Genomic DNA, 19,277 nt, shown 5'->3' with positions numbered 1-19,277 from the left:
TTTCTAATTTTGATACCAAAGAAATATGCAAGAAGATGTTATTGAAAAAAAGATAGATCATTTCCATACTGATGGAAATGAAATTCTAGTACTAGGAATCGGCAATTATCTTATGGGAGATGAAGGCGTTGGAGTGCATTTTATAAATAGAATTGACAAAACAAAATTCTCAGAGAATATTTCATTTATAGATGGCGGAACTGGTGGTTTTACTTTAATTCCTTACATAGAAAATCATAGAAAAGTGATTATTGTAGATGCTACAATGGACGATAAAGAAGAAGGAACAATAACACTTTTAAAACCGCGCTTTTCTGAAGATTTTCCAGTTTCCTTGAGCGGACACAATTTCGGGCTTAAAGATATGGTTGACATTTTATCGATGCTCGATACCATGCCCGAAATTTATTTATATACGATCACGATACTTAAAATGGAACCGATGTCTATGATACTCTCTCCTAAAGTAGATAATGCCATCCAAAAAGTTACTGAAAAGATTTTACAGCAAATAGCAAATTTTAAAAACTAATAATTCCCTTTTTTTGATTCCCTCCTTTCAAATAGTAATTTCTGGCATTGTACAAGGCGTTGGTTTCCGACCTTTTATATACAATTTGGCTACAAAACATGATCTGAAAGGTTATGTATCTAATAATCAATTTGGAGTTCTTATAGTTGCGCAAGAAAAAGAAGCGGCTATAATAAGGTTTTATAATGAATTAAAAAGAAGATATCCTAAAAATTCGACAGTTCAACATATTGCAATTTCAGAAATTTTAGTTGCAGAAAAATTCGATACCTTTTCGATCAAACCGACAGCAGAAAACATAGCGGTGAATTCTCTGCTTACACCAGATTTTGCAATTTGTGAAAACTGCAAGAAAGAAATTTTAGATTCCAAAAACCGTCGATTTTATTATCCTTTTATAAGCTGTACGGAATGCGGACCAAGATATGCTATTGCAACTAAATTTCCTTTTGAAAGAGAAAACACTAGTTTACAGTCTTTTAAAATGTGTAAAAAATGTCTAGAGGAATATCACAGTCCAAAAGATATTCGTTTTCATTCACAAACCAATTCATGCCCTGACTGTGGTATACAAATTTCACTGACAGATAATGCTGGAAATGTAATTTCTGGCAATAACCGAGAAATTTTTGAAACGATTTTTCAAAAGTTGCATGAAGGAAAAATAATAGCTGTAAAAAATAACAGTGGATATCTGCTTCTTTGCGATGCCACAAACCCTGATGCTGTTCAAGAACTTCGCAATCGTAAAAAAAGGCAAACTAAACCCTTTGCCGTTTTATTCACAGATATCCCTCAAATTGAAAATTATTTACACTATGACAAAACAGAAAAGAATATGCTTCTTTCTGTCCAAACTCCAATTGTCATTTTGTCCATAAAAGAAAAATTAGATTTGGCTCTACAACAAATAACACCAAATGTCAATACCGTTGGGGCTATGCTGCCAAACTCTGGAACGTTGTTTTTAATTTCTAAATTGTTTCACAAACCTCTAATTGCTACAAGTGGCAATTTTAATGGCTCCCCTATTTGTTCTACCACTATTGAGGCTACAGAATCATTACATACAGTCGCTGATTATTTTTTACATCATAATTTAGAAATTCAACATTCTCAGGATGATTCTGTAATTAAGTTTTCGAATAAGCACAAACAAAAAATAATCTTACGCCGATCTAGAGGTTTTGCTCCTAACCTTGATGTTCCTTTATCAAAAAGCACAGATAAAAAAGTGCTCGCTTTAGGAGCCGATCTAAAAAACACGCTCACTCTTGCGCAAAACCATCAAGTTTATACTACTGAATATATTGGTGATTTAGCACATTATGAAACTTATAAGAGATTTGAAAACAAAGTACGCAGTTATGCAAATTTCTTCAATTTTTCCCCAGATAGTATTCTTCACGACAAGCATCCTAATTATGAAAACAATAAAATAATTAGAGATCTCAAAGGTAAAAATGAGGCTACAGAAAATTTTAAAATTCAGCATCACGAGGCTCACTTTTCAGCAATTCTGGCTGAAAAAAAATTGTGGAATAGATCTAAAATATTAGGCGTAATCTGGGATGGAACTGGGTACGGAAGCGAGACAGAAATTTTTGGAGGAGAATTTTTTGAATATCTCCGTCAAAAACCAATAAAAAGAATTGCTCATTTGGGGTATTTTTCTTGGATAGCGGGAGATAAAATGGCTAAAAATCCAAAGATTGCAGCTCTATCTATAAGCAATTGCAACAACCATTTTTGGAAATATTTTAATTCAAACGAAATAAAAATTTATTCAAATCTCATTAAAAATAAAACGATTAAATCTTCATCAATGGGAAGATTAATTGATGCCGTTGCATTTGTTTTAGGTTTTCACAATCCAATCTTGTTTGAAGGTGAAGCCGCAATGTATCTGGAAAAATTAGCGCAAGAAGCTTACAACAAACCGCACGTTAAATTAAAAGATTATCTACGGGATGAAAACATCAGCAATACAATCCCAACAAAAAAATTGCTGACACAACTTATTAAAGCTTCGAAGAGTGAGACAAATTGGGAAACTGCCGCTCTAAATTTTCACTACACCTTAGTGAAGTGCATTGAAAAAATCGCTCTTTTTTCAAAATCAAAAGAAATTGCTTTTAGTGGCGGTGTATTTCAAAATAGTGTTTTCGTCGATTTGATTATTGATCATTTAAAACCAAACTTCAAACTACATTTTCATGAATTGCTATCTCCAAATGATGAAAACATATCCTTTGGACAGCTTAATCATTATTTACATTTAAAAAATTAAAATATGGATATTTTAGAATTATTAGGACATATTGGCAAGACCGAAGAGAAGGATAAAATTTCGTACTCTGCTGGAGTTGTTATGGCACTAAGCTTAAAAGATATTGGTTTTGAAGAAATCATGTATGAGGATTTTGCAGACGGAATGAAATCTGTTTTTGAAAAGTCTACAGAAAAAATTTCACCCAAACGTTCTATTGAAATTTTTAATAATTATGTGGCACTTCTACAAGAAGAATTAAAAGTGAAAAATGCCGAAATCGGAAGTGCTTTTCTAGCAAAAAATGCTTTAAAGGAAAATATCATCACACTCCCGAGCGGTCTTCAATATGAGATTTTAGAAAAAGGAACTGGCGAAATTCCGAAGCACTCAGATACCGTAAGTGTTATTTATGAAGGTTATTTATTAAACAAAAATGTTTTTGATTCTACTAAAGATTCTGGCCCACAAAAAATGCAGATTTCGCAAACCATCAAAGGCTGGCAGGAAGCTTTGCAATTAATGCCAGAAGGATCGAGTTGGAAAATTTATATTCCGCATGATCTGGCATACGCAGAAATTGGTGCTCCGCCAATGATTCAACCCAATTCTACTTTGGTTTTTACCATTAAGCTTTTAAATATTATCTAAAATGAAATATCTTTCTGAATACCGAAATCCAGAGTTGGTAAAACATTATATAAGCGAAATTCATAAAATAACGACAAAGCCTTGGAATATAATGGAGATTTGTGGCGGACAGACACATTCGCTAGTAAAAAATGGCTTACTCGATTTATTGCCAAAAAATATCCGAATGATTCACGGACCGGGTTGTCCTGTCTGTGTTACACCAATTTCATTAATTGACAAAGCCATCGAATTAATGAATCAAGGGGCAATTATGTGTTCTTTTGGAGATATGATTCGCGTTCCTGGTTCTATTAAGAGCTTGCTTCAGGCAAAAGCAGAAGGTGGTGAATTGCGTATTTTATATTCGCCACTCGAAGCTGTAAATATTGCTTCTAAAAATCCAGATAAAGAAGTCGTTTTTTTTGCTGTAGGTTTTGAGACTACTGCTCCCAGCAATGCTTTAGCGGTACAATATGCCCAAAAACTGGGTTTGACCAATTTTAGTTTATTAGTTTCTCATGTCTTGGTGCCGCCTGCCATGGAAGCTATTTTGTCTGATGAGTTTTGCACTATTAATGCTTTTTTAGGAGCCGGCCATGTGTGTACAATAGTTGGCCTTGAAGAATATTATCCAATTTCTGAAAAATATAAAATTCCGATTGTTGTTTCTGGATTCGAGCCTGCCGATATGGTTCAGGCCATTTATCATACTATCCTGCAACTTGAAAAAGGCGAATACAAAGTAGAAAACCAATATACAAGATTGGTAAAAGAAGAAGGAAACACTCGGGCAAAAGAAGTTGTAGATACCGTTTTTACAATTGGAACTCAAGAATGGCGAGGCATTGGCGCTATCGAAAACAGTGGACTTGTAATTCGAGAAGAATACAAAACATATGATGCGAATCAAAAGTTTTCTATTCGAACTAACAATAAAAAAGCAAATCAATCGTGTATTGCCGGACAAATTCTAACTGGAAATAAAAGGCCTCATGAATGTCCCGAGTTTGGAAAGAAATGCAAGCCATCCAATCCGCTGGGAGCTCCGATGGTTTCTTCTGAAGGAGCTTGCGCTGCCTACTTTAACTATTTATAATTTGTAATGATTGGATTTCTAATTACTATTTACGCAGGTTTGGAGCATGCTTTTGAAGCAGATCATTTATTGGCTGTAAATAATTTGGTCACCAATAGAAGTAAAATAAAAGATGCCTTAAAAGATGGAATGTATTGGGGAGTTGGCCATACCTCAACTATTTTTATTGTAGGTATTATTATGATTGGGTTTAAAATTTCGATCAGCGAAAATATCTTCAGTTATCTAGAAGCTGTAGTTGGCTTAATGCTCATTATACTTGGACTTTATCGTTTGTCTAAAGTTTTTTATAAAAAAGAACATTCGCATACTTATTATCACAGTCATGAGCATACGCACAGCAATGGAGTTACGCATACCCACATGCATGCTCACACTTATACTCATTCGCATCCTATAGCTGCTTTTCCGCACGATCATTCGGGCAACAAAAATTACAAAACAGCTTTTGGAGTGGGTTTAATTCACGGATTAGCAGGAAGTGGTTCGTTGGTTATTTTAGTGATTTCACAGATGAAAACACCTTTAGAAGGATTATTGTATATATTAATTTTTGGTTTAGGATCGATTTTAGGAATGTTCATTGCAGCGGGACTTTTCAGCATACCTTTTACCAAAACCATCTTGAAATCTGAGAAACTGCAATATTATCTCATTATCATTTCTTCTGTAATATGTATCATTTTCGGTCTTAAAATTATCTATAGCAACTTATTTTAAAAATAAAAAAAATGCCTCGACGCTATCCCTAAGTCGAGGCTTTTTTTTTAACGTTTAAACGCTGTTGCCACTCCTGTTGCCACACTTGCGGCACCAAAGGCAAATAGACCTGATGCTACTGCATTTTGTCCAGAGAAAAATTGGCTGTCACGAATCGCATCACTAAAAAATGTTCCGCCGGCAAGACCTGCAATTAATCCCAAACCGATTGTTCCGATTATCCACCAAGGTTCTGGGTCTGGCGGCAGTGGCGGATTTTTAAAAAAGCGTTTCCACCATCCCGGATATTTAGTTCCGCACCATCCCATTGCTAAAAAGAAAGCTGTTTCCATTTTATTTATGTTTTAAATAATGCCTACTCATCTGCTTTTCGGCTTCCGCATTTTTTAATAGGATAAAATTAGCAGACGCAACTCACAAAGAATCAATATAAATTCCTGTTTTTAAACGGGGAAAAACACCTTTTTTTACTCCTTTCAATTTCCTTTTCTTAAGTTAATTAATCTTCCTAAGTTTAATTTAATACTATCTTAAGGTGCTTTATTATTCCTTTTTTTATCGGATAAATAACTTTGTCTCATGAAAAAATGGAAACAAAATTTAGTCGTTGCAATTATCTTATTCACTTTAAGCCAATACTCTTTTAGCCAAAAAACAAATTCGATTAACGGAATTGTCTCTGACGGAAAAAATCCGATCGAGTTTGTCGATGTGGTTTTAAAACCTGTTACTGATACAACCAAAACTTTGGCTTACACTACAACCGATTCTTCTGGAAAATTCATTCTTGAAAATATAAATCCAGCAGAATATATTTTAAAATTTCGTCTGATTGGCTTTAAATCTTATAATCAGAAAATAAAATTTACAGGCACACCTATTTCACTCCATAATATTGTCTTAGAGGAAGATGCTGATCTTTTGAATACCGTTGTTGTGAATTCGCAGAAAAAACAAATACAAAAAACATCTGAAGGTTTTGTTTTTAATGCCGTTTCGAATATTTCGCAGTCGGGAGGAACTGCAATTGATATGCTAAAAAATATCCCTACAGTTTCAGTTGATGCCGATGATGCCATTTCGCTTCGCGGTAAAACTCCTTTGATTTTGATTAATGGAAAAAATTCTGCTATTACCAATATGAATCAGATTCCAGCAAGTAGTATAGAAAGCATTGAAATCATTACAAGTCCAACTGCAAAATACGATGCCAATGCCGAAAGCGGGATTATCAATATTAAACTAAAAAAGAATAATTTAAACGGAATAAATGGAGCCGCGGTTCTAGGCGCCGGTTTTGGAGCTAAAGGAAGATTAAGCAGTTCTGCACTTCTAAATTACAAAAATGACAAATGGAACGTTAGTCTTTCTTACGACAATCGTTTTGCAGGAAGAACTAAAAGTATAAAAGGCGATAGAACCAATTACTTCATTGCTGATGAACATTATATTAGTCAAATAAGGCATGACGAACGAACAGAAGGTTTACAGAATTTAAAATTCAATCTTGATTTTTCTCCAAATGAAAGAAACTTATTTTCGTTTGAAGCTTTAGTAAATCTTGAAAGTAAAGACAATGACGAAACTTTAAATACAGCTATTTTCAATAATTCTAATCAATTTTTCTCTGCCAACCAGCGTCATTCTTTAGAGATACAAAAGGCGAAAGCTGCAGAAATGGCGTTCAATTATGATCGAAAATTTTCTGATGACCGAAAAAACTTAAATGCTAATATTACAACTTCATTCAATTTTGGCAGAGAAAACACAGATATTGACACCAATAATTATGACGAAAGCGGTGCACAAGTTGGCGATACTTTTTGGCAGAAGACACATAATTACGGAAAAGAAAATATATCAAATGCTATTCTGAATTATACTTTTCCTATTTCACAAAAATCAACAGTTGAAACAGGCTACAAAGGAACTTTTAGATTCTTTAATTCTGATTTTCAAAGTGCTGATTTAGTTAATGGAAATTATGTCATAAATCCGCTAACGAGCAATATTTTTGATTTCAACGAACAAATAAATGCTTTTTACGGAGTTTTGAATTCTTATTCTGGCACTAAGGAAAATCAGAAATGGAAATATTATTTAGGACTGCGTGCCGAACAAGTTTCAAATAGCGGAAAAACAGAAAATGGCAGTGATCAATTTTCAAATAACTACGTGAAATTTTTCCCTTCGGCATCTGTTCAATTAAATCTGCAATCTGATGAATTTTTAAAATTTGGCTATAGCAAACGTATAAATCGCCCAGATTTAGACGATCTGAATCCGTTTGTTGATATAACAGATGCTTTAAATCCGCATGGAGGAAATCCGTATTTAAAACCTGAAATTATTCATATTATCGAATTAAACTATAATAAAGACTGGGACAACTATTCACTTTCTGGAAATGCTTTTTATAGAAATGCCAATAATACCATTAGACAATATTCCATACTTCAAGAGAATGGTGCGGTTTCGCTTCAACCTCAAAATATTGGAAGCATGGTTACTTACGGACTCGAAGGCCTTTTTAGCTTGAAACCATTTTCTTTTTATGATGCTAATGTTAGTTTAACGGCCTTTCAGCAAAACATTAGCGGAGGCAATCTGCCACAATCAGAAGATATTGTAAACAGTGCCTTTAGCTGGTATGGAAAAATAATCAACAATTTTGTTCCGTGGAAAGGAGGAAAACTTCAATTAATAGGAAATTATAATTCTGCCGTTGCAACTCCACAAGGAAAAAGAATTCCGGTTTATAATGTCGATATGGGATTTCAGCAAAAGTTAGGAAAAGGAAATGCCCGACTTGGAGTAGTCGTAACCGATATTTTTAATACTCTGAAAAGCGGTTATAACAATAATACCTTATTATTTAAAAACAACAGAATTTCTAAGTCTGATACTAGAGCTTTGATGGTTACATTTGCCTATACATTTAGATCTGATTTTAAAGAAAAGTTACTAGAAAACCAGTTTTCAACGGAGTAAAAAACTTACTTCAAATCAGAAAAAAAGAAAAATTCCATTCTTGTATTTTTAAGCTCAATTCTATTAAAAAATTGAATTATATTCGCCGAAAGAAATCGGTTCTATCGATTTCTTTTCAGCCCCAAAAACACTTAATCCTACATAGAATGAAATTTTTACATTTATTAGTGATAACATTATTTTTCACTGCCTTTCAATCCCATTCCCAAGTTCAGGTTGATCAGATCAAACACAATTCAAAAGATCGATTTATAACCACTACAATTGGTTATCCAGTACCTGGAACTTACGCTCCATTAAACCAAAAAGAGCCTATTACAGTTTTAAATCCAGATGGAACAGGCTTTATTCAGGCCGAGGATTTAAGCAAACAAAAGATTAATTGGGGCATAGAATGCACAGAAGAAGGTGTTCCCGTTTTTAAAGAAGGATTCAATAGTGCTTCTTACACTTTTTGGTACAGACCAACTGACGGCGAAGAATGGTATTACTCTCAATTTTCTATTCATTTTGCCAAGAAAAAAATGTTTTTGATGGGTGAAAGAGTAAAAGTATATGAAGATTATAACGTACAATAGCCTCTTAAAAGCATTTTCAAATTAAATTTTTCTTGATTTCTTAGAAATTTTACCGCAAAAAAGAAAACGTTTTCGTTGATTTTTAATAGTGTATATAAATTTTCCCATAAAATTTTATAAAACTGAAAATCATACCTAAATTTTATTTAATTTGCAATAAAATTCAATATATTAAACATGGTTTCAATCACACGCCTTTTTGATTTTCCCTATTATCAACAAGAAACTTACAACCTTCCAGTTGCTCTTGCGACCAAAAAAAATGGAGCCTGGGAAAAAACATCTAGCCAGGAATATATTGCAAAAGCAAATGCTGTTTCGAGAGCATTATTGCGCATGGGCGTTCAGAAAGATGACAAAATTGCTTTAATTACTTCGAACAACAGAACGGAGTGGAATATAATGGATATTGGTATTTTGCAGACAGGTGCTCAAAATGTTCCGATTTATCCAACAATTGCCGAAGAAGATTACGAATATATTTTAAATCATAGTGGCAGTATTTACTGTTTTGTTTCTGATGAAGAAGTTTTACAGAAAGTAAATGCTATTAAAGCGAATGTGCCAACTTTAAAAGAGGTTTATTCTTTTAACGAAATTCCAGGTTGCAAGCACTGGTCAGATCTTCTTTTGGCTGGTGAAGACGAAAGCAATCAAAGCGAAGTAGAAGCTAGAAAAGATAGCATCAAAACGGATGATTTGGCTACTATTATTTATACTTCTGGGACTACAGGAAAACCAAAAGGTGTAATGCTTTCGCATAAAAATATAGTTTCTAACGTATTGGACAGCGCGCCAAGAATTCCCTTTGATCCAGGAAAAAGTACAGCATTGAGCTTCTTGCCAATCTGCCACATTTTTGAAAGAATGATTTTGTATATCTATCAATATTATGGTGTTTCGGTATATTTTGGAGAATCAATTGACAAAATCAGCGATAACTTAAAAGAAGTCCGTCCAACAGTTATTACTGCTGTACCAAGACTTTTAGAAAAAGTTTACGATAAAATTTATGCTAAAGGAGCTGAATTAACCGGCATTAAGAAAAAACTATTTTTCTGGGCTATTGATTTAGGTTTAAGATACGAACCATACGGAGCCAACGGTGCTTGGTATGAATTCCAATTAAAGATTGCCCGCAAACTAATTTTCAGCAAATGGAAAGAAGGTTTGGGCGGAAATTTAGATTTAATGGTTTCTGGAAGTGCTGCTTTACAGCCACGTTTGACGAGAGTTTTTGCTGCAGCAGAAATTCCAGTTATGGAAGGTTACGGATTATCAGAAACTTCTCCTGTAATTGCGGTAAACGACCAGAGAAACAGAGGTTTTAAAATTGGAACTGTCGGAAAACCAATTCGTAATATCGAAGTTAAAATTGCCGAGGACGGTGAAATCTTATGCAAAGGTCCGAACGTAATGTTAGGCTATTACAAAGATCCCGAAAAAACAGCCGAGGCTTTAATTGACGGTTATTTCCATACGGGAGACATTGGAGAAATTGACAGCGAAGGTTTCTTAAAAATTACCGATCGTAAAAAAGAAATGTTCAAAACTTCTGGAGGAAAATATATTGCTCCGCAAATGATTGAAAATGCGATGAAACAATCTCGTTTTATTGAGCAGATTATGGTTATTGGTGAAGGCGAAAAAATGCCTGGAGCTTTTATTCAGCCTAATTTTGAATTTGTAAAAGAATGGGCAAAAATTCATAAAATAACTTTAGGTTCAACTGATAAGGAAATAAGCGAAAATGCAGATGTTATTAAACGTATTGATAACGAAGTGGAAGAAATCAATAAAAAATTCGGACACTGGGAGCAAATCAAACGTTTTGAATTAACTCCAGATGTTTGGTCTATCGATGGCGGACAGCTTACTCCTACTCTAAAATTAAAACGTAAAATCATTAAGGAAATCTACAAAGATCTTTACGGAAAAATCTACGGGAATAATTAAATCAAAATAATATAACCAAAAAGTTGAAAACGGCTGTCTGAAAAGACGGCCGTTTTTGTTTTAAACAAAACCTGCGTTGCATTTCAATTTTGGTTAATTATAATTAATGTTAAAAGATTTTAAAAAAATCTGATGCTAATCTACCCTATTCTAATATAAATAAAACTTTTAGTGTCTACCAATCAGTATCGGTTTGTTCTACTTTTATTAAAGTAAGAAATTACTTAATCAACCTAAACTAACCAATTTAAAACTAAAAGCATGTCAAAATTTTCAGAGCAAGTTCATGTAACTATCAGCTCATTCGAAAAAAATGTTATTTATTACGATTTGAAGCTCACGCAGAAAATGGCAGACCACCATTATTTTTCTTTTTCGTGGCAGTATACCGGAAAGGCAGTCATTGATCCAGAAGATCAGGAAAAGGCAATTAGCAAACACAACGGCAGCGAAGTAATCTTCACTTTTAAGGTCAACGGAATCCGAGTAATGTCTAAGGGAATCATTAAGGGGCTGACGTCTGTAGATCTTAATGGTAGTCCTGCAGGTCTTCATGTACAAGGAATAAGCCATTCGGTTCTTCTGGACGACCTTATCAAGTCAAGGATTTTTTTAAGCAAAAACCTGCAGCAGATTGCTCTAGAACTTTTTGCAGAAGCAAGCTCAGGAGAATTTTACCACAGAGAAGCAATTGTGCCTACAAACACCAGCGTCTTTAAAAGCAGAATGCAGTATAATGAAACGAGTTTTAATTTCTTAAAACGGCTTTCGTCACGGTATGGACAATGGTTTTATTTTGATGGCATGCGAATGCAGTTTGGACAGACCAAAACGAGTAACGTAAAACTCATCAGCGGCTCGTCGCTTCATCAATTTACAATCCAAACCAATCTGGTTTCACATAAAGCCTCATTTGGCGGTTACGATTATACGAATGCTTCAAACATTCGCAATGCTGCAGAAAAAACGAGTACAGGAAGCAGAGACCGTTTTGCGATTTCCAACGCCTATAACCAAATAGGTATAACACGAAATGATCTCGCAGTGGGCGCCTACACAAACAATGCCCAGAATAAGGAGGAAATAGATGCCATGATTAAACTTGAAACGGCGGCCAAAGATGCCAACGGCGTTTTTTACAGCGGAATTTCATATTTCCCAATCGGAGTCGGACAGGTCTTTACGATCCAGAATAAAACCGTAGAACATGAACTTTTGGCTATAGAAGTTATTCATCATTCTCAAGTAAACGGAAATTACAGTTGCGAATTTACAGCCATTCCTGCAGATGTAGCTGTACCGCATTACACAGACCCAAAACTATTTACCATTGCCGATAGCCAGCCGGCAAAAGTGTCTGACAATAATGATCCTGAAAAAATGGGCCGCGTAAAAGTGCAGTATTACTGGAATGGCTGGGGAAATGAAAGCGATTGGATGCGTGTGCTGCAAAATTATTCTGGGCAAGGCGGCAGAGGTATCTATTGGCGCCCAGAAATTGGTGACGAAGTCATAGTAGCTTTTGAAGGTGGAAATGCAGATTGTCCGTATGTATCTGGCTCCCATTTTAATGGTCTTGCCATGCCTGAATTCTTTGAACCCAATAATATGATCAAGGCGATTAAAATGCGCTTTGGACAGCTGCTAAAATTTATAGAGAAAGTTGGAATCTGGCTTTCTGACCCAAGCGGAAATACAATTCATCTGGATGAGGAAAATAAAAACATTAATATAACCTCTCCAGAAACGATAACCATAAAAGCCAAAAACATAGTTTTAGAAGCAACAGAAAGTATTACGGCCACCGCAGGAGTGAATATTACTGAAAGTGCTGGTAAGAATCATATCAGTATAGCAGGTGCAAATATGGTACAGAATGCAATAGGTAATTATAATTTACAAGCAGCAAATATCTATGAAGATGCCATTGGAGAAAGAAAATCTAAAGCAAAAGACATTCATGAGTTAGGGCGCTCCAAAACATCGACAACCGAAAAAGAAACAAAATTTAATGCCCAATCAGACATCAAAACTAATTCTGGAGAGAAAACAAACTTTCATTAATTATGGGAAAAGGAATTATATTTAGAAGAGCTGGTGAAGGTTTTTTTTCTGAAAGTGAAACTTATTTAGAAAATTTTGATAACATAACTCATCACTCAGGAACACAGGTAATCTATAATGCTAAAGAAAACTACTTTGTAGACAATTGGGAAGAAATTCCATCTGGCAAATATTTTATAAAAGGCTGGTGGACTGATAATAAAAATATACCAATAAAAAATTCCTATGTAGGCGATATAGTAAGATTTCATGTGCAAACAAAAGATATACCAAATGGAGAAGAAATTTTATTCACTGTTTATGATTGGGATGGATTAAAAATCTTAAACGATAAATTGAAACTTTCAGATGTAAATACCTCTCAGGAAATAAATAAAATTAAGATTCAGGGAAATACTGGTTTTGTAGAATGGAAAACTGGTATAGGAACATTAAGTTTGTTAGAAGAATTTGGTGAAGGAGATGAAATTGAGTTATTTGTAGAATGCACCTATAAAGATGAAACTATTCAATTACCTGAAAGAACTGATGATTATTTGATTGTTTTTGAAAAAGAGATATTAATTTCTGTCATTATAGAATTGCCACACTCGAGAGAGACAGGATGGGGGGCAAAAGGATTAGCTGGACATTCTGCTATGGCCATTGGTGAAAGGTATTTTGATTATGGACCTAATAATACATCAGGGACATATTCAGAAAGTCAATATGATGTAGATTTTAATAAAGACGGAGATAAAGATGATGATGTATATTTGGATAATCCAACTTTTAAAAATTCTCCTGGACAGCCTTGGTGGGGAACTCATATTGCTCAAAGAAAAGGAATAAAACCAGAAGAAGTAACACTAACAATGGTCTATGAACATATTAAATTATCTTGGAAAAACATTGAAGATTCAAGTGGAAATATTATACAATATGGAACTTTTATTTATGGGAAAGTACATAAAATAGAATTTTATGTAAAAGAAAGTGAAGCTAATAAAATGATTAAATGGTGGCAAGAAAGATATAGACATTTGAAAATTTATAGTGTTTATCCTTGGACTGGTGAGCAATGCACCACAACAGTTAAAACTGCAATTCATCAAGCTTTTCCAAGCAATATGTTTGAAAGAAATTATATTCCTAATAGCACGCAAAAACCTTCGGGACTTTTAGAAGATTTACAATCTTTCGTGAGTACCTCAAAAGAACATGCAGGACAATTATCTAATATAACAGTAATAAAAGCAGAAGCTTTAGATTGGACAGAATGAAAAAATTAAAAAAAATAATTATAATGATAGGAATATTTTCAATGTTTGGTTGTAATGATAAAAAACATTATCTAAGGGATCCAAGTTTTAAAAATTTGGAATCAACATTTTCGATAAATAGCGAAAGAGCTAATGAACTTTATGATGACTATTTTGAAAAAAATATTAAAACCAAAAGAGATGATATTTTTTTATCTAACTATACTAAAGTTATTTATATTCAAAACAAATTTTATTATATCGGTTATGCTACCGCTTTTGATAAAAGAGGTAATGAAAATCCTCATTTAGAATATTTAGCAAAAATAAATCCAAAAACTGGAAAAGTTATTATGCCAAAAATAAAACGTTAGAAGATTTAAGAATTGAAAACCAAAATAATATCACTTCTTCTAAAATTGATATGAATGAGGCAATTATTTCGCAATAATTGTTTACAAAGTTCGATAGCGCGGATTTGCAATCCGTGCCTACATCAATAAGAAATATTCATCGTAAAAAGAAGAATCAATCTTTGCGGGCAAGGATTGCAAATCCGCACTATCGGGCTATCGGGCGGTAGGAATGGGACCAAGATTTAAGAAAAACAAATTGACAAGAAAAATACACCCTGCCTAAACAAGCAAAAAATGATAACGAAAATAATTGCACTATTAAATATAATACTGATTTCTCAACTCGTATCATGCCAAAAAATGGAACAAATGGACAATTATAAAACAGAAAAATTTGAATGGGACGGAGATGCAACTGCTCCAGAAGGTTATCCTATGTGGATTATTTATCCTCATGCTTTTATTTCAAGCAACGGCTACGAAGCTGTAATTCCTAATGGTACTATTATGCAAGATGGCTGGGGAGGATCATTAAGGAGTTGGTCTGTGGGAGAATCAAATAAACCCATGCCAGACAGTTTAAAAATTGCTTGGTATTCGTATACAGAAAACAAATTCTACAAAGGAAATTTTAAAATGCCTCAGGAAAAGTTATACAATCTTTTTAAAGAAGGGTATTTAATTTATGGAATTAATTGGGAGAAAGCAAATAAAAATGATGACTACACTAAAGAACTGCACAAAGAAACCTACAGTGCAATTACAGTTGGTTTAGCTCCAAAAGGTATGGTTGTGGTATGGGCAACCGGGCAAAATAAAATAGAAATTGGCCGTTTTCAGGGAGAAGCAGTTCCGGAAGGTCCCGAAGCCGATAGGATGTGGCAGGACATTACAGATTTAAATCTACGATCGCTCGTTGTAAAAAAAAGATTGGAAGGTTATACGCCAGAAGTGAGAGAGGAAGTAATGCAGGGCAGGATAAGTTCTAAAAGATGGGATGATTACAGGATACGCTACAAATGGAAAGTTGCCTTTAATCAGAATTTAGAAATTTACGATTATTATGTGCGCTTTTTTAACAGCGAAAAAATTGGTTTACCCCCAACTACAGATCAGGCCTTGTACAATAAAAATGTTCTCGAAAGCAGACCAAAAGCTGTGCCTAATGAATTAGGAATTTTTGTTAAAGGTCAAGATGTAATAAAACACTGGCTTAGAATTGATTCTTTTGATGAGCAGGAAGTAATTAAAGCGTTTATGGATTTGGCTAAAATAAATCCAGATGGCGAAATTACTATGCTGATTAATGTTGATGAGGCATTTACCAAAATGAAGGTCGTACTGAAAAATGATTTTAAAGAGATTGAATTGGAAAAATGTAAAACGAAACTTTTCCTGATAGATAAAAGAGCCGAAGAGATATTGAAGGAGTATTGAAAAAATGAGTCTTAAGCTGGCGATCCGATATCGTGAATTTACAATCCGTGCCTACATCAATAAGAAATATTCAGCGCAAGAACAAGAATCAATCTTTGTGGGCACGGATTACAAATCCGCGATAATTAGACATTCATTTTCAGCATAAAAAACAGGTATTTCTACTTTAACCGCCAAACCATAAATCCTGTATTTTTAAGTTTTATTTTCAACTAAACCAAAAACTTATGCCTTGGACAGTTCTAGAACAATTATGGAAACGTACTGTAAATCCTGAACATACAAATTCAGACGATTCGAATTGGGATAACGAAGTTAAAGCGTTGTATAAGCTTGGCATTGGTATGGAAGATACTTTGTTATTTTTATATGCTGAAAAACCTGATTTTGAAAATTTCAAAAATTGGATAAACGGCAGAAAACGAGATACCATTTACGAAACCGAAGATTTAACCGAAAATGTATTGTCTGAACAAGATCTTGAATTTTGGAATAAAAACGGTTATATCGTAGTGAAAAACGCTATTTCTAAAGAAGACTGCGAAGCCACACAAAAAGCGATTTGGGAATATTTAAAAATGGATCCGAATAAAAAAGAAAGCTGGTACAAGCGTCATGAAAACCAAAAGGGACTAATGCTTAATTTTTCGGATCATGAAACGTTAAATCGCAACCGCTTTTCGCCAAGAGTAAAAAAGGCTTATGAACAGCTTTATAAAACTGATAAGATTTACAAAACAATTGATAAAGTAAGTTTTAATCCGCCTGAGACATCTGATTTCAATTTTCTCGGAAGTCCGTTGCATTGGGATATGAGTTTAAAAAAACCGCTGACTTTCGCTCTTCAAGGCATGCTTTATTTAACGGACTGCGGGCCAGAAGATGGCGCTTTTCACTGTGTTCCAGGTTTTCATAATCAAATTAATCAATGGTTGGACGAAGTTGAACCTCATGAAAATCCCAGAAACAAAGCCTTGCAAACACTGCAATCGAAACCAATTATTGGCAATGCAGGCGATTTTATCATTTGGCACAACGCGCTCCCGCACTGTGCAACACCCAACATAGGAGAAAAACCCAGAATGGTGCAATATCTCACTTATCTTCCCGATGATTACAACGCCGCAGGAGAATGGGTTTAAAACACAAAAACTGCAAACATAAAATGATTGCAGTTTTCTTCAGTTACCAATTATGCTTTGATAACTGGAAAACAAATTAAATTCTAATTTTTAAGACACCAATTCAAAATCTTAGCGATGTTTTTGGCATCGTCAATGCCTCTGTGGTGTGTTCCTTCTAAAGGAATATTCAATAGCGCTAAAGCTCCATTCATTCCCGTTGGTTTTACTAAACCAAACTTTTCTGCAAACCAAGTTTTGACATTGATATGTTCCTCTCCCATTGGGTAAGCAACTCCAAACGATTTGCATTGTTTTTTAAGCATATTCAAATCATACTGCCCGTAACTTGCCCACGTATACAAATCGGGATGATAATCATCAACAAGTTGATCGATCGCTTCTTCAAAACTCACTCCATTTTCATCCAGTAAATCTTGCGTAATTGTCGTGAGTTCGGTACAAAACGGACTGACTGTTGATCGTGACGGTTTGATTAATATTCCTTTGTTTTTCGAAATTTCTCCTGTTTGGGTATCCAAAACCGCGAGACCAATTTCAATAATTTCATTTTCTTGCCCTTTCGGGACTTCTCCATGCCAACATGTAGCTTCTAAATCGAGAATAATAATTTTATCTGTAGTTTTCATTTTTTTAATTTTTAAACTAAAAACCATCAGCGTTTCCGTTGATGGTTTTCTTTATTTCACGAAGATTTCCTTCAATTGACCAATTACGTTTCCGCCTCCAGAAATTGTGATTTCCCCAATTTTATCCGCAATTTTTTCTACGTACTCCATCTCTTTCAATTTCCACAACATTTCGTTTTCTTCCATCAGCTTTGCTGTGTTAAGCAAACTTCTTGTTGCAGCGGTTTCTTCTCTTCTCATAATACTGTTTGCCTGCGCTTTTTTCTCGGCAACCAAAACCTGATTCATGATCTCTTTCATATCACCTGGCAAGATTACATCTCTAATTCCGGCATCAGAAATTGTTAAACCTAAGTCCTCAATTTTGCTTGTTACTTCTGCCAAAATTGCTTCGGCAAGAGTATCTTTTTTAGCCAATAATTCATCTAAAGTCAATCCGCCTGCAAAAGCTCTTAAAGCCAATTGCATCGCAACATACAATTGTTTTTCAAAGTCTTTGTTTTCGATCAGAGCTTTCATAATATCAACCACTTGGTATCTCACAAAAAAGTTAATCCTTAATCCCGCTTTATCTTTGGTCAACAATTCCTGTCCAGAAATCTCAACTTGCTGCTGTCTTGTATCGATTGTCTTAACTTCGATTGTAATCGCATTATTCCAAAAATAATGAGTTCCAGATTTTAATTCTTTAGAAAAACTTCCGTTAACAAACAATAAAGCTTTGTCATTGCTTGCCACAATAAACTTTCTGACAAAGTACTTCAATTGGTTATTTTCCAATAAGTTTACTGAGATATCTTCTGTAATTTCAATTTTTGAAAGATCTGCTTTTTTGAATTCGTTTTTTACAATTCCTTTCCAAAAAGTATGTCTGCCTGGAGTTAACGTACCTTTAAAGTTTCCGTTAACGAAATGAAGAGCAATTTCATTATCAGCAACTTCAACAACTTCAAGCATTGACGCTAAAACTTCATTTTGCAATAAGATATTCAATTCAAAAGGCGCTTGAAAAATTGCATTCATATCATAAATCATTACATTTTTCTCACCAAAAATCCAGTGCAAACCTTCTTCAGCTACTTTAACTAATTTTCTGTTTTCGAAAACCAAACCTACTTGGTAACCTTCAATTTTAATTCTTTTAATCATGGTTATATTTTTTAACTTTTTGTTTATTTGTTTACTTCGTCCGTTCGGCTTTCAGCCTCGGGTCAAGTTTAAAGTTTCAAGTTCTGAAATCTGTAAGCTTCCCTCTATTCTATTCTCTTTATTCTATTCTCTTTTATAAATAAAAAACCTCATTGCCTTTCTCCTCCAAAAAAAACGGATGAAGAGTTTGTAATTTGTTTACCCGAGTTGTTTTCGACTGTATTTTGCAAAGATGATCCCAAAATCATTTAAGCAATCAAATCGAGAAGAAAACAGGCATTTCAAAAAACATTGCTTTTCGCACTGGCTTTATCATGAGTGTGAAACTTCAGATTTGCAACCTGAATTTCACTGACAAAGACAAATCAGCTTTTTTCTAATGGTCATCTTTTTAAGAGTGATGGTCTCTGGAAATACAGATTTTGAGTCTGTTGACTTACCACTTCGTCCAATCAACCTAAGTTGATGCAGGATTCGAACCTGC

The 19,277-nt window shown here is 34.2% G+C and carries 16 protein-coding genes; 13 read left to right on the top strand and 3 right to left on the bottom strand.

Annotation, left to right across the window (positions count from 1 at the left end):
* The first annotated feature begins 25 nt into the window (after positions 1–25).
* The 5 genes from ACWA1F_RS19920 to ACWA1F_RS19900 are packed head-to-tail and all read left to right on the top strand — an operon-like array spanning position 26 to position 5,250.
* The gene (locus ACWA1F_RS19920; RefSeq protein ID WP_456896266.1) at positions 26–532 is read left to right on the top strand and encodes a HyaD/HybD family hydrogenase maturation endopeptidase; all 507 of its coding nucleotides are present in this window, start codon (positions 26–28) and stop codon (positions 530–532) included.
* A gap of 13 nt (positions 533–545) precedes the next feature.
* A complete protein-coding gene (hypF, locus tag ACWA1F_RS19915; protein WP_456896264.1) occupies positions 546–2,822 on the top strand; it encodes a carbamoyltransferase HypF in 2,277 nt (758 codons plus the stop codon).
* 3 nt (positions 2,823–2,825) lie between these two features.
* Positions 2,826–3,452, top strand: a complete 627-nt coding sequence (locus ACWA1F_RS19910; RefSeq protein WP_456896262.1) for an FKBP-type peptidyl-prolyl cis-trans isomerase — start codon at positions 2,826–2,828, stop codon at positions 3,450–3,452.
* A gap of 1 nt (position 3,453) precedes the next feature.
* Positions 3,454–4,530, top strand: coding sequence for a hydrogenase formation protein HypD (hypD, locus tag ACWA1F_RS19905; protein ID WP_456896260.1), 1,077 nt, complete (start codon positions 3,454–3,456; stop codon positions 4,528–4,530).
* A gap of 6 nt (positions 4,531–4,536) precedes the next feature.
* A complete protein-coding gene (locus tag ACWA1F_RS19900) occupies positions 4,537–5,250 on the top strand; it encodes an urease accessory protein UreH domain-containing protein (RefSeq protein ID WP_456896258.1) in 714 nt (237 codons plus the stop codon).
* 47 nt (positions 5,251–5,297) lie between these two features.
* Here the strand turns inward: ACWA1F_RS19900 and ACWA1F_RS19895 are convergent, their stop codons facing one another.
* The gene (locus ACWA1F_RS19895; RefSeq protein ID WP_456896256.1) at positions 5,298–5,582 is read right to left on the bottom strand and encodes a hypothetical protein; all 285 of its coding nucleotides are present in this window, start codon (positions 5,580–5,582) and stop codon (positions 5,298–5,300) included.
* A 247-nt stretch (positions 5,583–5,829) separates the two neighbouring features.
* Here ACWA1F_RS19895 and ACWA1F_RS19890 point away from each other — a divergent pair, with 247 nt between their 5' ends.
* From ACWA1F_RS19890 to ACWA1F_RS19855, 8 genes are all read left to right on the top strand, one after another.
* A complete protein-coding gene (locus tag ACWA1F_RS19890) occupies positions 5,830–8,241 on the top strand; it encodes a TonB-dependent receptor domain-containing protein (protein ID WP_456896254.1) in 2,412 nt (803 codons plus the stop codon).
* Positions 8,242–8,387: 146 nt separating this feature from the next.
* Entirely contained in the window at positions 8,388–8,819 is a 432-nt protein-coding gene (locus ACWA1F_RS19885) for a hypothetical protein (protein WP_456896252.1), read from the top strand.
* 177 nt (positions 8,820–8,996) lie between these two features.
* Positions 8,997–10,775 (top strand): AMP-dependent synthetase/ligase, encoded by a 1,779-nt coding sequence (locus ACWA1F_RS19880; RefSeq protein WP_456896250.1) that lies wholly within the window; start codon positions 8,997–8,999, stop codon positions 10,773–10,775.
* Positions 10,776–11,036: 261 nt separating this feature from the next.
* Positions 11,037–12,839 carry a type VI secretion system Vgr family protein gene (locus tag ACWA1F_RS19875; RefSeq protein WP_456896248.1) on the top strand — a complete coding sequence of 601 codons (1,803 nt, stop codon included), beginning with the start codon at positions 11,037–11,039 and terminating at the stop codon, positions 12,837–12,839.
* Positions 12,840–12,841: 2 nt separating this feature from the next.
* Entirely contained in the window at positions 12,842–14,101 is a 1,260-nt protein-coding gene (locus tag ACWA1F_RS19870) for a hypothetical protein (protein ID WP_456896246.1), read from the top strand.
* Positions 14,098–14,454, top strand: a complete 357-nt coding sequence (locus ACWA1F_RS19865; protein ID WP_456896244.1) for a hypothetical protein — start codon at positions 14,098–14,100, stop codon at positions 14,452–14,454. The genes ACWA1F_RS19870 and ACWA1F_RS19865 overlap by 4 nt, the downstream gene beginning before the upstream one ends.
* A gap of 351 nt (positions 14,455–14,805) precedes the next feature.
* Positions 14,806–15,873: a DUF2931 family protein gene (locus ACWA1F_RS19860; RefSeq protein ID WP_456896242.1), complete on the top strand. Its 1,068-nt coding sequence runs from the start codon at positions 14,806–14,808 to the stop codon at positions 15,871–15,873.
* Positions 15,874–16,100: 227 nt separating this feature from the next.
* Positions 16,101–17,015 (top strand): phytanoyl-CoA dioxygenase family protein, encoded by a 915-nt coding sequence (locus tag ACWA1F_RS19855; RefSeq protein ID WP_456896240.1) that lies wholly within the window; start codon positions 16,101–16,103, stop codon positions 17,013–17,015.
* An 83-nt stretch (positions 17,016–17,098) separates the two neighbouring features.
* Here the strand turns inward: ACWA1F_RS19855 and ACWA1F_RS19850 are convergent, their stop codons facing one another.
* The gene (locus tag ACWA1F_RS19850; protein ID WP_456896238.1) at positions 17,099–17,644 is read right to left on the bottom strand and encodes a 3'-5' exonuclease; all 546 of its coding nucleotides are present in this window, start codon (positions 17,642–17,644) and stop codon (positions 17,099–17,101) included.
* A 51-nt stretch (positions 17,645–17,695) separates the two neighbouring features.
* Positions 17,696–18,793 carry a slipin family protein gene (locus ACWA1F_RS19845; protein WP_456896236.1) on the bottom strand — a complete coding sequence of 366 codons (1,098 nt, stop codon included), beginning with the start codon at positions 18,791–18,793 and terminating at the stop codon, positions 17,696–17,698.
* Positions 18,794–19,277: the final 484 nt, after the last annotated feature.

The organism is Flavobacterium erigeronis, from assembly GCF_054075165.1.
This window is presented reverse-complemented; position numbering and strand designations above follow the sequence as displayed.